Genomic DNA, 16,054 nt, shown 5'->3' with positions numbered 1-16,054 from the left:
TTTTTTTATAAGTCTTCATAAAACGTGTTGTTCTTTTTAACTTGTTCTAGCTGTTGATTGGAGTGCAAGACGAAGACTCCTGCGGAAAGCGAAGTCTTGACACGGAAATCAACAGCGGTGTTTAATAACGATTACGAAACAATTTAACCTGATATTGTTCGTCTTTAGGGGGTGGTATTTTAGTTATGTCCCAGCCTCTTTTTTATCATTCTTTCAAGATGGTCGGCTCTTTCCTTCTAAGAAGGTGACCCCTTAATAAATTTCCAAACATCTTCAAAAACTCCAGCTCTCCTCAACGTTGTAAGAATAACTAATGAAACAGGACCTAAAATTAAGCCTAAAAACCCAACTAACTTAAACCCAACAAATAAAGCGACAAGTGTAGCTAAGGGATCCAATCCGATGCTTGAAGAAAGAATTTTCGGCTCCATAATCTGTCGTTGAACAACGACAATCGAATAAAGGACACTAAGCCCAATTCCAAGATTGATATCACCTGTGATAAATTCATAAGCAATCCAGGGGACAAAAACAGCACCTGTTCCTAAATAAGGAAGGATATCAACCAAACCGCTTACAAGTGCAATGGTTATAGCATAGTCAACTCGTAAAATGAGCAATCCTATTAATACAATAACAGCGGTGATGGAGATTAAAGTAAATTGAGCGCGAATAAAGCCAAATAAAGCTTTCTTCAAATCGATAAAAACCTTTTCTCCGCTAGAAATAGCCTTTCCAGGAATATATTTTTCGGCTTTTTCCGAAAGTTTATACCAATCTTTGCTAATGAAGAAGGTAGCAAGTGTAGCAAATACTAATACTGTTGCTGCGTTTGGAATCCATGAAATAAGCCGTGGTAACTTTTGAAAGAAGTTTTGCAAAAACTCCCCAGCCGAAGTGGCGACTTTACTTCCAGCTGTTTCAATATTTTGAAGGATAGTATCTTGTTGACCAGCGTCTAAGCTTTTAAACAAGCCGGCAATCTGATGGTACAAAGGAATGACATTTGCTACGATAAAATCTTCTATGTATTTTACTAGTGTTTCTACATGTTGTGGGACTTCATTAGATAAGTAATCGGCGCCAGAAACAATTTCAGCTATTAATAATGTAATAAGTCCTACGAAAATACTGACAATTAAAATGAGCGAGACTATAACAGCCCCAGTACGAGGAAGTCTACCCTTGCGCTCAAGCCAATTTACAAATGGGTTGATCATTAAGGCAATGACAATGGCAATAATAAAAGGATAAGCAACTTTCCAAATAAAATAAAAGGAAACAGCTGCAATTATGACAATGGTAATGACGACGATAAATCTAATTGTTCTATATAAATATTCTAGATTCAATAGTTTCCCCCTCCTGCATATATTCTACCATTATTTTATAGGAGTGGATAAATAATGGAAAGTTCTATTTGTTCCAAATGGATTTAAAAAATATCTTAATAGCAGTAATTCAACTGGCTGGGAAATTTATTAATATGTTAGGATAGTAAAGTTAAACTTTTAATAAATTAGGGAGTTCTCGTCTCTTAATCGCAGTTTTTTTTGTGAATAGTGGTGAGCTAAAAATAGTGTGGCTATAGGAGATGGATTTTCACCTTATCTGAAGTAGTGGGAAAGGAAGGTACAACATGAATCAGCCAATGTTATTTTTATTATTACTTCTTGCAATTGGGTTTATTGCAAAGAACCAGTCGATTATGTTTGCCGTAGGTTTGCTTATTGTTATGCGAATTATTGGTTTGGATGAAAAAGTTTTTTCAACTGTTCAATCTAAAGGAATCAATTGGGGTGTTACGATAATTACAATAGCTGTATTAGCTCCAATCGCGACGGGTGAAATTGGATTTAAAGAATTGTTTGATGCATTAAAAACTCCTTATGCATGGATTGCACTTGCCTCCGGTATGTTTGTCGCATTGATAGCAAAAAATGGATTGACATTGCTCGCAAACGACCCACATATTACTACGGCATTAGTGTTAGGTACCGTAATAGCCGTTTCTCTTTTTAAAGGAGTGGCAGTGGGGCCGTTAATAGGTGCAGGAATAGCTTATATGGCTATGAAGGTATTTGAGTTTTTTCAATAATGCACAATTTTAATTTGACTAAAAAGCGGAGTGTTTAGTTTTGGTGTGCTATATATATTGTTTGGTGATAGATTCCCGTATTATATATTGATTTAGTCATGAGACTAAACACTTTTTGGTCAGATTCAACTTGCAGTTTTTGCAAGTTAATAGTAGTGTAGAGTATAGAGACTTTTCAATTCAGAACTTTTGATACTTTTCTAGAAAAATAATTTTTATAGAAATTAATGCGTTTCCATTCACAAATGTCAGATAATTGTTTATAATGGGAAATGTAAGCGCATCCTAATCCTTGTTTTAAGAAGAAGGTAGGGAATCGTTAATAGATTCAAGTTGAGCAAGCGCTCAGATATATAATTTTTTATATAATACAGCCTATTGAAAGATTTATAGATTGTTTATCTTGTAGGTATTTATTGCTCACACCACAGTGGGTAATGGGAAATATATTTATAAAGGAGAGGTTTTTATGACAGCGACTCGCGGTTTAGAAGGAGTTGTAGCAACAACATCTTCGATTAGTTCAATTATTGATGATACCCTTACATACGTTGGGTATAACATCGATGACCTAGCAGAAAATGCTAGCTTTGAAGAGGTAATCTATTTATTATGGCATTTAAGGTTACCTACTATTTCTGAATTAAAAGAATTGAAAAAACAGCTTGCGACTAACATGGAACTTCCCAAAGAGGTCATTGACCATTTAAAACAATTCCCAAGCAATGAAGTACATCCAATGGCTGTGTTACGTTCTGCAGTATCTTTACTAGGAATCTATGATAAAGAAGCAGACGTAATGGAAGAGGAAGCAAACTATCGTAAAGCAGTTCGTCTTCAAGCGAAGATGCCTGCAATTGTTACTGCTTTTTCCCGTATCAGAAATGGTGAAGAGCCAGTAGCTCCTCGTGAAGATTTAGGATTTGCTGCAAATTTCTTATACATGCTATCAGGAAAAGAGCCAGAAGCTGTGGAAATTGAAGCATTCAATAAAGCATTAGTTCTTCATGCAGACCATGAATTAAATGCTTCTACATTTACAGCAAGAGTATGTGTAGCCACATTATCTGATGTCTATTCTGGTGTAACAGCAGCAATTGGAGCTTTAAAAGGCCCATTACACGGTGGAGCAAATGAACAAGTAATGAAAATGCTTACGGAAATTGATTCCCTTGAAAATGTAGAACCAGCTATTCGTGCAAAGCTTAATAATAAAGAGAAAATTATGGGATTTGGTCACCGTGTCTATCAACAAGGGGATCCTCGTGCAAAACATTTAAAAGAAATGTCGCGGAGACTGACAGAACGTAAAGGCGAGTCTAAGTATTATGAAATGTCTACAATGATTCAAGACATCGTTACATCTGAAAAAGGTCTTCCACCTAATGTAGATTTCTATTCTGCATCTGTTTACCATAGTTTAGGAATCGATCATGATTTATTCACACCAATTTTTGCAACAAGCCGTGTTTCTGGTTGGTTAGCACATATTTTAGAACAATACTCTAACAACCGACTAATCCGTCCACGTGCGGATTACACAGGCCCTGGAAAGCAAGAATATGTTGCGATTGAAAAACGAGGTTAATTTTCAATATTTACAAATCCTTTAAATATTGATGTAATTAATAATAGAATAGGCAAACCCAATAGTAAGTGTCGGACATATTTATTTAGAAACACAACCAACATTGTTTAAATTACTTTTTAAAACTTGTTTAGACACTTCCGGGTCAGCCTTTTAATAATGAAAAAAATGGAGGTAACATCTAATGACACAAGGCGAAAAAATTACAAATCAAAATGGTCAGTTAAATGTACCAAATAACCCAATTGTACCTTTTATCGAAGGTGACGGAACTGGTCCAGATATTTGGGCAGCTTCCCAAAGAGTTTTAGATGCAGCAGTTGAAAAAGCATATAAAGGTGAAAGAAAAATTGCATGGAAAGAAGTTTATGCTGGTGAAAAAGCATATAACAAAACTGGTGAATGGTTACCAAGTGAAACACTTGATACGATTCGTGAGTATTTCATCGCAATCAAAGGTCCTTTAACAACTCCTATAGGTGGCGGAATTCGTTCATTGAACGTTGCACTACGCCAAGAGTTAGACTTATTCACTTGCTTACGTCCAGTACGTTATTTCCAAGGTGTACCTTCTCCGGTTAAACGCCCTGAAGATACGGATATGGTAATCTTCCGTGAAAATACAGAAGATATCTATGCTGGAATCGAATATGCAAAAGGTTCAGAAGATGTGAAAAAAGTAATTCGTTTCTTACAGGAAGAAATGGGTGTAGATAAAATTCGTTTCCCGGAAACTTCTGGAATCGGTATCAAGCCAGTTTCTGAAGAAGGAACGAAACGACTAGTTCGTGCGGCAATTAACTATGCTATCAGTGAAGGCCGTAAATCAGTAACACTTGTACATAAAGGTAATATCATGAAATTCACAGAAGGCGCATTCAAAAATTGGGGCTATGAACTTGCTGAACAAGAATTCGGCGATAAAGTATTTACATGGGCTGAATATGACAGAATTAAAGATGCTGACGGTCTAGAAGCTGCAAACAAAGCACAATCTGATGCAGAAGCTGCAGGGAAAATCATTGTAAAAGATTCTATTGCGGATATCTTCTTACAACAAATCCTTACTCGTCCAGCGGAATTTGATGTAGTGGCTACTATGAACTTAAATGGTGACTATATTTCTGATGCTCTTGCAGCTCAAGTAGGTGGAATTGGTATCGCTCCTGGGGCAAATATTAACTATGAAACAGGACATGCTATCTTTGAAGCAACTCATGGAACTGCACCTAAATATGCAGGTTTAGATAAAGTGAATCCATCTTCTGTTATTCTTTCAGGTGTTCTTTTACTAGAACATTTAGGCTGGAATGAAGCAGCTGATCTAATCACAAAATCTATGGAAAAAACAATTGCTTCTAAAGTTGTAACATATGACTTCGCACGTTTAATGGAAGGTGCAACTGAAGTTAAATGTTCTGAATTCGGAAATGCACTAATTGAAAACATGGGTTAATAATTAGTTAAATGATATAAAGGGGTAAAGGGATTCTTTACCCCTTTATACATTATCTATAATGCAAGGGGGAGCTTCTAATGACAATTAAGCGTAGAAAAGTTTCTGTAATCGGCGGCGGATTTACTGGTGCTACTACAGCATTAATGTTAGCTCAAAAAGAACTAGGGGATGTAGTACTTGTCGATATTCCTCAAATGGAAGATCCTACAAAAGGGAAAGCGTTGGATATGCTTGAGGCAAGTCCTGTTCAAGGATTCGATGCACAAATCACTGGTACTTCTAATTATGAAGATACGAAGGATTCCGATATTGTGGTAATTACTGCAGGTATTGCGCGTAAACCTGGTATGAGCCGTGACGATTTAGTTCAAACAAACCAAAAAGTAATGAAGTCTGTTACGGAGCAGATTGTTAAGTACTCACCAAATTGTTATATCATTGTTTTAACAAATCCGGTTGATGCGATGACATATACAGTGTTTAAAGAGTCTGGCTTCCCGAAAAACCGTGTAATCGGTCAATCTGGTGTATTAGATACAGCTCGTTTCCGTACATTCGTTTCACAGGAACTAAACCTTTCGGTGAAAGACGTAACTGGCTTTGTTCTTGGAGGACATGGAGATGACATGGTACCTCTAATCCGCTATTCTTACGCTGGAGGAATTCCGTTAGAAACATTACTTCCTAAAGACCGTCTTGATGCCATCGTTGAACGTACTCGTAAAGGTGGAGGAGAAATTGTAGGATTGCTAGGTAATGGTAGTGCTTACTATGCTCCTGCTGCTTCTCTTGTACAGATGGTAGAGGCTATTTTGAAAGATCAGCGTAGAGTTATTCCTGCTATTGCTTATCTTGAGGGTGAATATGGATTTGAGGGAATTTATTTAGGAGTTCCAACAATTCTAGGCGGAAATGGTATTGAAAAAATTATTGAACTAGAATTAACAGAAGAAGAAAATGCAGCTCTTGCTAAATCTGTTGATTCAGTTAAAAATGTAATGACAGCTCTAATTTAATAGAAAGTTAAAAGAAACGCCTTTTAGAATCCTAAAAGGCATTTCTTTTTTATTCTGTTTTTAGGATAAGATCATTTTGAATGGTTAGGATAGAAATGGTATTATATAAGTGTGCATATTTTCGCTCTATTCAAAATTGTAAGCGTTATCAAGTGGAGGTGTATGGAATGCTGCTAGGTAAAAAAAGAAAACTTGGAAGAAAGATTGAAGAAATGTCAGTGGGGGAAAAATTAACATTGACAGAGAAAATTGAAGATAAAGATTTGTTGTTATATTTAGGCTTAACAAATGATGCAAATCCCTTATATATACAACATGATTATGCTTCACAAACACCATTCAAAAAGCCAATTGTTCCAAGCATCATGTTAACAGGAATTATTACTTCAGCTGTGTCGAAGTATCTACCAGGACCAGGTTCTCATATAATGGAACAATCTATCGAATTCCCAAAACCTATTTACCATTATTCTACAATTCAATTTCTTTTTGAAGTAAGGGAAATAGATATGTCTAATCATATCGTTGTCATCGAAGTCTCCGCAACAAACGATGAAAATGAAATTGTAGTAAGCGGAACGGTGAAAGTGTGTCCTCCCCATCGCTTAGAAAAAATGAACAGTCAGGCATTGGAAAACTTTTAAAATAAATTTATAAATAAGAAGACTAGAGACGGGTGTTCTACCCGTCTCTAGTCTTCTTATTTAGTTAAAAGCATTTGCATTCTCGGCTGATTAAGGCACTTGCATATTTCTTCTTTTAATTAGACTGATTTGAAAAAGATTGTTGCTTTTAACAACAATTGAAAACATAGAGTGGATGGAAGTGGAAAGGAACGGTCCATTGCCCACAAACAATAAATTTTATAAAAACAGTCTTTAACTATATGCAGTTGTCGATAATTTTTCGACTAGCTGTGTTATTGTTTGAAAAATAAGGGGTAGGTGAGGGGGGAGTTTTTGTACTATAATGAAGATGTATTTGATAGTGAAGGTATTTTGAGGTATTAAAACTTTTGGACGGAGGCCATTTTGTCTATGAACAAAAAAATTCTTGTCGTTGATGATGAACAGTCAATCGTTACTTTAATTAAGTATAATTTAGAACAGTCAGGCTATAGTGTGATAACGGCTAGTGACGGAGAAGAAGGAAAAAACAAAGCGATATTAGAAAAGCCCGATTTGATGATTTTAGATCTTATGCTGCCGAAAATGGATGGAATAGAAGTATGCAAAAAGCTGCGTCAGCAAAAAGAACTGCTTCCTATTTTAATGTTAACGGCAAAAGATGATGAGTTTGATAAAGTGTTAGGTTTGGAACTTGGTGCTGACGATTATATGACAAAGCCATTTAGTCCGCGTGAAGTGGTGGCAAGAGTAAAGGCAATTTTGAGGCGAAGTCAAGCTATACAAGAAACAAATGATCATTCTTTAGAAGTGATAAAAGAGTACAATGAAGTGGCGGAATTGAAAATTTATCCAGAACAGTATGAGGCTTATTTTCAAGGGCGTTTACTAGAGCTTACACCAAAGGAATTTGAACTTCTGCTCTTTCTAACTGAGAATAAAGGGAGAGTCTTGACACGTGATCAATTATTACGTGCCGTTTGGAAGTATGACTTTGCAGGGGACACTAGAATTGTTGATGTCCATATAAGTCATTTACGAGATAAAATAGAATCGAATACAAAAAAGCCAATGTACATAAAGACGATTAGAGGACTAGGGTATAAACTGGAGGAGCCTAAAGCTCCATGATGAGGTTTAGAACAAAACTTCTTTTTGCATTAATAACGTTAATAATCGCTGTATTAATTGCTCTTGGACTTTTGTTAGGGCAAATATTTAAAAATTATTATTTAGATACATTTAATTCAAGGATCGAAAAAGAGGCACAATTGCTTGCTAATGAAATAAGTGAAAATGGTGATCCGAAATCCTATGATGAGAAAATGACCCAAGAAATCAGTAAGATTTTAGATGTAAGAATAACGATTACGAATGATAAAGGGGACATTCTTCAAGATACAGGGATAATCAAAGAAGTAAATAACCAAAAACAAGAAGAAATTATTACAGATATAACGGAGAACTGGGATAAAAAGGATAAGCAAACAAAACTGGTAATGTCAGGGTTAGAAGTTAAGTACTATTGGTATCCATTATATAATAAGCGACAACAGTTGGACGGTTTACTGATTTTGAGTACGAAAGTGGATGCTTTAAATAAAATTAATCATCAAATTTGGATTGTTTTATCCGTTTCGCTTGGTTTATCCCTAATTGTTATTATTTTACTAGGGGCTAGGATTACAAATAGATATACAAAGCCAATAGAGTCGGCAACAAATGTGGCAATAGAATTAGCAAAAGGTAACTATAAAGCTAGGACGTATGAGGACCGTTTAGATGAGACAACGATGTTAAGTACATCGATAAATATTCTAGCTCGTAATCTTCAAGAAATGGTCATGTCACAGGAAATGCAGCAGGATAGATTAACTACACTAATAGAAAATATGGGAAGTGCACTACTACTTATCGATCATCGCGGATATATTGTGGTGACAAATCGGGCTTTCAACGAGTTTTTTAATATAAAAAAAGTTTTACCTAGAAAACGATACCATGAAGTTATTCAACATACAGAAGTTAATAAGTTAGTAGAAGAAATTTTCATGACAGAGCAGAGATTGAGAAGGCAAATACTACTTCCACATAAAATAGAAAGAAGGCATTACGAGGTTTACGGGGCTCCTATTATCGGTCACAACGATGAATGGAATGGTATCGTTGTCGTGTTTCATGATATTACAGAACTTAAAAAGCTTGAACAAATGCGAAAAGACTTTGTAGCTAATGTATCTCATGAACTAAAAACACCAATAACTTCTATAAAAGGGTTTTCAGAAACTTTATTAGACGGGGCAATGAAGGAACCACAGACACTTGAAGCATTTCTAGATATTATCCTAAAAGAAAGTGATAGGTTGCAATCACTTATTCAAGATCTTCTTGAACTGTCAAAAATTGAAAAGCAAGGTTTTACTTTGTCCGTTCATAGAACAGATATGGCTAAACTAATTTCGGAAGTACTTCCAATTTTGGAAGATAGAGCGAGACTAAAAGCAATTAAGTTGTCTTATACACCTGCTAGCGACAGTAGTGCTGAAATTGACCCTTATCGAATGAAGCAAGTGTTTATTAATTTAATCAGCAATGCTATTGCCTACACACAGAAAAATGGCAAAATTAATGTACATATTAAAACGGATGAAAAAAGGGTCAAAGTTATTGTAGAAGACAACGGGATTGGTATTGAAGAAGATCAGATTCCAAGAATATTTGAAAGGTTTTACCGAGTTGATAAAGCTAGGAGTAGGAATTCTGGGGGAACAGGATTAGGATTAGCTATTGTAAAACATATAGTTGAGGCACATTATGGAAAAATAGAAGTGAAATCCAAAGTAAATAAAGGATCAACTTTCATTGTCACCCTTTATAAAAGGTTTCCAAAAAATAAGGAGATTGAAAAATAAATGGAAGGTATCTCTATGTATCATGAATAATTATCAATGATATATTAGAAAAATATAGGAAACCTTTCATCCTAAACAAGAAAATATGTAAATAATTGAAATGTTTACAATATATTTACACAGCTTTCAAATTAGATTAATAATTGAATGATACTATACTTAGTGAAAACCCCTTCATCCAAATGGATAAGAAAAGACGAGAACTGACCCCGTTCTCGTCTTTTTCTTTTATATATAAAAGAAGGAAACCTTTTTTTTATTCAATCGTATTACATAGTACAAATAAAAAAGGGGGGATGGATTTGAGTCTTAAAAGAATTTATGCCATTACTGGAATGGTGTTTGGGGCTATTATACTATCAATCGTTTTATTTACTTCATGGTATACAGTGGATGAATCGGACCAGGCGATTGTTTTAACATTTGGAGAAGCAGGAGAACCGGATACTGAACCAGGTCTTAAATTTAAATTGCCTTGGCCAATTCAATCAGTAGAAATCCTTTCAAAAGAAACATTCAGCTTGCAATTTGGATTTGAAGAAAAGGATGGGGAAATTAATGAGTTTCCCGATGAAACAAAGATGATTACAGGGGATGAAAATATTGTGTTAGCAGACCTTGTTGTTCAATGGAAAATTACAGATCCTGAGAGTTATTTATTTAATGCAGATGATCCGAAAGAAATATTATACGATGCTACTTCCGCATCCATCAGAAGTATTATTGGTAGTTCAGAAATTGATGATGCTCTTACTTCCGGAAAAGCTGAAATTGAGGCGGAGGTAAGGGACTTATTAACGAACTTAGTAGAAGGCTATAATATGGGGATTTCGGTTATAAATGTTAAGTTGCAAGATGTAGAGCTACCGAATGCAGAGGTGCGCAGTGCTTTTACTGCCGTTACGGATGCTAGAGAAACGATGAATACAAAGAAGAATGAAGCAGAGAAATATCGAAATCAACGATCCAATGAGGCGAAAGGAGAAAAGGATGCCATCATCTCAAAAGCGAACGGAGAAAAAACAGCACGCATTGAGCAAGCGCGAGGAGATGTAGCCGTATTTAACAAGCTTTATGAGGAATACAAAGGTAATTCTGAGATAACGAAAAAACGCCTAATTCTTGAAACTTTAGAAAATGTCTTACCAGATGCGGAAGTATACATTATGAAGGATAATGGAGATACATTAAAATACTTCCCAATTCGTTCATTCGAAGGCGGTGCAGAGAAGCCAGCACCTGCTAAAACGGAGGAAGGAAGTGAAGAGCAATGACGGAAGAAAATGTTTTTGAAAAATATAATAGGAAAAAACAGCCGATTGAGTGGAAAAAGTATACAAAGATTGGTATCTTCTTAATCGTATTGTTAGCAGTACTTGCATTAGTTTTCACAAATATCTACGTGGTAAAAGAAGGGGAATATAAAGTTGTTCGCCAGTTTGGTGAAGTTGTTAGAATTGAAGAAGAGCCTGGATTGAATTTTAAAATTCCGTTTATCCAATCGGTTACTTCACTGCCTCAATACCAAATGACCTATGATGTTTCGGAAGCTGAAATTAACACAAAAGATAAAAAGCGTATTATCATTGATAACTATGCTGTATGGAAAATAGAAGATCCCTTAAAAATGATTACAAATGCTAGGACTGTAATCAATGCTGAAACAAGAATGGAAGAGTTCATCTATTCTGTTGTCCGTGCAGAGCTAGGAAGCCTAAATTATGATGAAATAATAAATGATGAAAAATCATCTCGTGGAAGTTTAAATGACCGTGTTACGGAGAAGGTAAATAAATTGCTTAAAAGAGATAACTATGGTGTAACTGTTACTGATGTAAGAATGAAGCGGACTGATTTACCACCGGAGAATGAAAAGTCTGTTTATGCCAGAATGATCTCAGAACGCGAATCGAAAGCTCAGGAGTATCTTTCAAAAGGAGACGCGGATAAGCAAAGGATTATTGCGGAAACAGATCGAGAGGTTCGAGAGCTGCTAGCAAAAGCAGAAGCGAATGCTAATGTTATTCGTGGTGAAGGAGAAGGAGAGGCAGCTAAAATTTATAACTCTTCTTTTTCTAAAGATCCAGAATTCTACAATTTATATAAAACATTAGAAACGTACAAAAAAACAGTCGATGGAGAAACGGTCATTGTTCTACCGTCTGACTCTCCATATGCACGTATTCTTGCAGGAGACACGGAATAATTTGATAACTTTAGGGCCTAAAATAGAGCGATAGTTGCTTTATTTTAGGTTTTTTTGTTTAGCGTGCAAGTCGTAAATAGATATCAGTCATCGGATAGAACCATTACGAGTCCATAGGACATACAAAAGGTTGAAAGAGGAAAGGTTTTGTATAGTTATAATTACTACATAGAGTCATTTTAGACGACTGAACCTCTTACTTACAGATGCTAGCCATTTTTCCTTTCATTACAGGTCATGGTAGAATAAACGGGAGAGAGAACAGGGATAATTGCACGGGAAAATTAAAAATTATGTAGTACGAGGAGGCACCTCAATGGATAAAAAACTAGTTTTAATTGATGGCAATAGTATTGCTTATCGGGCATTTTTTGCATTACCGCTGTTAAATAATGATAAAGGTATACATACGAACGCGATTTATGGATTTACTACAATGCTACAAAAAATTCTAGAAGAGGAAAGACCTACGCATATATTGGTTGCCTTTGATGCGGGCAAAACAACATTTCGTCATAGCACTTATAAGGAGTATAAAGGTGGACGGCAAAAGACACCTCCCGAGCTATCAGAACAGTTTCCATATATTCGTGAACTTTTAGATGCTTATGGAATAGCACGATATGAAATAGAAAATTATGAAGCAGATGATATAATCGGAACGCTTTCGCTAACAGCAGAAAAAGATGGATACGAAGTAAAAGTCATTTCTGGTGATAAAGATTTAACACAGCTTAGCTCTGATAAAACAACGGTTTGTATCACGAAAAAAGGAATAACAGATACAGAAGTATATACACCTAAACATATTGAGGAAAAATGGGGAATAACGCCTAATCGGATTATCGACATGAAAGGCTTGATGGGAGATAGTTCAGATAATATCCCGGGTGTCCCTGGAGTAGGAGAAAAAACAGCAATAAAACTATTGAAGCAATTTCAAACAATTGAAAATCTATTAGAATCTATTGATGAAGTGAGCGGAAAAAAACTACAAGAAAAATTGGAAGAAAATAAACAGCAAGCCATCATGAGTAAAGAACTGGCAACAATCTTGCGTGAGGCACCTGTTGATGTCAAATTAGACGAGATAGAGTATAAAGAAAACGATCAGAATAAGCTGAAGGAACTTTTTAAAGAATTAGGTTTCAACTCACTACTGGAAAAAATGGGTGAGGGTGTAGAGGAAGAACAACAAGAGTTGCAAGAGATTACATATGAAATTCTCGACAAGTTAGAAAGAGAGCATTTTGCTGATCAGAATTCACTGTTCATTGAAATACTCGAAGATAATTATCACCTGGCAGAAATAATTGGCATGAGCCTTCACAATGAAAATGGTACATACTATTTTAGTTTAGAGACAGCCTTAAATTCTCCTGCATTTAAAGAGTGGGCAGAGGATGAAAGAGCTAGTAAAAATGTTTTCGATTCTAAATTGTCCGTTGTTTCTTTAAATAGGCACGGAATCGATTTAAAAGGGATTGAATTTGACTTACTACTTGCATCTTATATTTTGAATCCTTCTGACTCTGGTGATGATTTTGCCTCTATTGCAAGACGCCATCATCAGCCTGCCATTCAAACGGATGAAAGTGTTTATGGTAAAGGAGCAAAACAGAAAGTTCCAGAAGAAAAAATAGTGGCAGAACATTTAGCGCGCAAGGCTAAATCGCTTTATACACTGGAAAAAACATGTGTGGAAGAGTTAAAGAAAAATGATCAATATGAATTATTTACAGAGTTGGAGCTTCCACTTGCGCTAATACTTGCTGAAATGGAATATACAGGAGTAAAGGTAGATACTGGACGTTTAAAAGAAATGAAGACAGAACTTGCAGAACGTTTACAGGAAATGGAGATTAAAATTCACGAGCTTGCAGGTGAATCATTTAATATTAACTCCCCTAAACAGCTTGGAGTCATTCTCTTTGAAAAATTAGAACTGCCAGTTATTAAAAAGACGAAAACTGGCTACTCTACTTCTGCAGATGTATTAGAAAAGCTTCAATCTAAGCATGAAATCATTGACTATATTCTGCGTTATCGTCAGTTAGGAAAACTTCAATCTACCTATTTAGAAGGATTGTTAAAGGTAGTTCATGAGAACACAGACAAAATCCATACTAGATTTAATCAAGCATTGACGCAAACTGGACGATTGAGCTCTATTGATCCTAACTTGCAAAATATCCCAATTAGACTTGAAGAAGGAAGAAAGATAAGACAAGCGTTTGTTCCATCCCACGAAGGATGGGTAATGTTTGCTGCTGATTACTCACAAATTGAATTGAGGGTATTAGCACATATTGCAAATGATGAAAAACTTATAGACGCTTTTAAGAATAATTTAGATATTCATACAAAGACAGCAATGGATGTGTTTGGGGTAAGTAAAGATGAGGTCACTTCTAATATGAGAAGACAAGCTAAAGCTGTCAACTTCGGTATTGTATATGGAATCAGTGACTATGGACTTTCCCAAAGTCTAGGTATTACTCGTAAAGAAGCGGGAGAATTTATTAAGCGCTACTTAGAAAGCTTCCCAGGAGTAAAAGAATATATGGATGAGATTGTGCAAGACGCCAAACAAAAAGGCTTTGTTACTACATTGCTGCATCGTCGTCGCTATTTACCGGAGATTACGAGCCGTAATTTCAATCTTCGTAGCTTTGCTGAACGCACGGCAATGAACACACCAATTCAAGGAAGCGCAGCGGACATCATCAAAAAAGCAATGATTGAAATGGCGGAACGATTGAAAACAGAAAATCTGCAATCTAAATTACTTCTACAAGTGCATGATGAACTCATCTTTGAGGCACCCAAAGAGGAAATAGAAAAATTAAAAGAGATTGTACCAGAAGTGATGGAGAATGCTTTAGAACTGAAAGTGCCATTAAAAGTAGATTATTCATATGGTCCAACATGGTACGACGCAAAATAATGGATCAATGGATCATGGGTAATATACAGTGGGTTTTAAAAAGCGTCTCGCAAAGGAGGAACCATTATGCCAGAACTGCCAGAAGTCGAAACAGTACGTAAAACATTAGAACAGCTAGTGATTGGAAAAAGAATTGAAAGTGTGTCTGTTTTTTGGCCAAAAATGGTGAAACTGCCTGATGATGCAGAAGTTTTTGTCCAGTCGTTGAGAGGGCAGGAGATCCTTGAAATGAGAAGGAGAGGGAAATTTTTAATATTTTACCTAACAGATTATGCACTTGTTTCCCATCTTCGAATGGAGGGAAGATATGGTTTGTACGAAGAAAACGAACCTGTTGAACCGCATACGCATGTCATTTTTCATTTTACGGATAACACGGCTCTAAGGTACCGGGACGTTAGGAAATTCGGTACGATGCATTTATTTAGTAAAGGGGAGGAAATGAAACACTTACCTTTAGCTCAATTAGGTCCAGAACCATTTTCATCTGACTTTACGGTTTCGTATTTAGCGGACAGACTTATGAGGACAGAAAGAGCTGTAAAAGCAGCACTACTAGACCAAACTTTACTAGTCGGTTTAGGCAATATCTATGTAGATGAGACACTTTTCCGTGCGGGTATTCATCCAGATCGTAAAGCAAAATCCTTAACGCAAACAGAGGTAGAAAAGCTGCACGCCGAAATTATTGCGACATTATCTGAAGCAGTAGAGCAAGGGGGAAGTACGATTCGTTCTTACGTGAATTCTCAAGGACAAATGGGGATGTTTCAGCAGCAATTATTTGTTTACGGTAAGAAAGAAGAGCCTTGTCCAAAATGCGGAACGACAATTGAGAAAAAGGTTTCCGCTGGGAGGGGGACACATTATTGTCCTACCTGTCAGAAGTAATGAGGCTTTTCGAAGTGCCTTAGCTCGTTGGGAAAAGGGTGATTTTGTCCTAAAGGCCAAAAGCGCTTTTTGAGCGAAATCCCTATTTTTTTCACGAGCTATTCGAGCCGCTTTTGCCTTTCGGGTTGTCTAGCGCCAGCGGCTAGAGGCTCGAGTCATAAGTCAAGCATCCCAAAAAGGCAAAGAACCCCTTTCTGAGATGCTCGCCTTATGCTTGTCGCCTCTGTTCGAGCCGCTTTTGCATTTCTATTTAACATTTAATAAGCTCCTCCCATATACTATCGTAGCGATTTCTAGGGAGGAGCCTAATC

General features: G+C 36.2%; 12 protein-coding genes. 11 read left to right on the top strand and 1 reads right to left on the bottom strand.

All coding sequences use genetic code 11. The features are described 5' to 3' along the window. Positions 1-236: 236 nt before the first annotated feature. Complete coding sequence (ytvI, locus tag ACFSUL_RS12510) at positions 237-1,352, bottom strand: sporulation integral membrane protein YtvI (RefSeq protein ID WP_377935884.1); 1,116 nt, start codon at positions 1,350-1,352, stop codon at positions 237-239. Between the two features lie 287 nt (positions 1,353-1,639). On the opposite strand from ytvI, the gene ACFSUL_RS12505 reads away from it, so the two are divergent. The 11 genes from ACFSUL_RS12505 to mutM all read left to right on the top strand — a co-directional run bounded on the left by ACFSUL_RS12505 (position 1,640) and on the right by mutM (position 15,743). Next, entirely contained in the window at positions 1,640-2,098 is a 459-nt protein-coding gene (locus ACFSUL_RS12505; protein ID WP_377935882.1) for a DUF441 domain-containing protein, read from the top strand. Between the two features lie 469 nt (positions 2,099-2,567). Continuing rightward, positions 2,568-3,686 carry a citrate synthase gene (citZ, locus tag ACFSUL_RS12500; protein WP_377935880.1) on the top strand — a complete coding sequence of 373 codons (1,119 nt, stop codon included), beginning with the start codon at positions 2,568-2,570 and terminating at the stop codon, positions 3,684-3,686. Positions 3,687-3,870: 184 nt separating this feature from the next. Next, positions 3,871-5,142, top strand: coding sequence for an NADP-dependent isocitrate dehydrogenase (gene icd / locus ACFSUL_RS12495; protein WP_377935878.1), 1,272 nt, complete (start codon positions 3,871-3,873; stop codon positions 5,140-5,142). Between the two features lie 80 nt (positions 5,143-5,222). Continuing rightward, a complete protein-coding gene (gene mdh / locus ACFSUL_RS12490; RefSeq protein WP_377935876.1) occupies positions 5,223-6,161 on the top strand; it encodes a malate dehydrogenase in 939 nt (312 codons plus the stop codon). A 167-nt stretch (positions 6,162-6,328) separates the two neighbouring features. Then, positions 6,329-6,805 carry a MaoC/PaaZ C-terminal domain-containing protein gene (locus ACFSUL_RS12485; RefSeq protein WP_377935874.1) on the top strand — a complete coding sequence of 159 codons (477 nt, stop codon included), beginning with the start codon at positions 6,329-6,331 and terminating at the stop codon, positions 6,803-6,805. Positions 6,806-7,198: 393 nt separating this feature from the next. After that, a complete protein-coding gene (locus ACFSUL_RS12480; protein ID WP_377935872.1) occupies positions 7,199-7,918 on the top strand; it encodes a response regulator transcription factor in 720 nt (239 codons plus the stop codon). Beyond that, positions 7,915-9,699 (top strand): two-component system histidine kinase PnpS, encoded by a 1,785-nt coding sequence (gene pnpS, locus ACFSUL_RS12475; protein WP_377935870.1) that lies wholly within the window; start codon positions 7,915-7,917, stop codon positions 9,697-9,699. The genes ACFSUL_RS12480 and pnpS overlap by 4 nt, the downstream gene beginning before the upstream one ends. A gap of 296 nt (positions 9,700-9,995) precedes the next feature. After that, positions 9,996-10,973, top strand: a complete 978-nt coding sequence (hflK, locus tag ACFSUL_RS12470) for an FtsH protease activity modulator HflK (protein ID WP_377935868.1) — start codon at positions 9,996-9,998, stop codon at positions 10,971-10,973. After that, positions 10,970-11,905, top strand: a complete 936-nt coding sequence (hflC, locus tag ACFSUL_RS12465; protein WP_377935866.1) for a protease modulator HflC — start codon at positions 10,970-10,972, stop codon at positions 11,903-11,905. Before hflK ends, hflC begins: the two co-directional genes overlap by 4 nt. 316 nt (positions 11,906-12,221) lie before the next feature. Further along, complete coding sequence (gene polA, locus ACFSUL_RS12460; RefSeq protein ID WP_377935864.1) at positions 12,222-14,852, top strand: DNA polymerase I; 2,631 nt, start codon at positions 12,222-12,224, stop codon at positions 14,850-14,852. A 66-nt stretch (positions 14,853-14,918) separates the two neighbouring features. Next, entirely contained in the window at positions 14,919-15,743 is an 825-nt protein-coding gene (gene mutM, locus ACFSUL_RS12455) for a DNA-formamidopyrimidine glycosylase (RefSeq protein WP_377935862.1), read from the top strand. The last annotated feature ends 311 nt before the right edge of the window (positions 15,744-16,054 follow it).

The organism is Bacillus seohaeanensis (genome assembly GCF_042684945.1).
Taxonomy (GTDB): Bacteria; Bacillota; Bacilli; order Bacillales; family Bacillaceae_B; genus Rossellomorea; species Rossellomorea seohaeanensis.
Note: the sequence above shows the minus strand (reverse complement) of the source record. Positions and strands in the feature narration are given on the sequence as shown.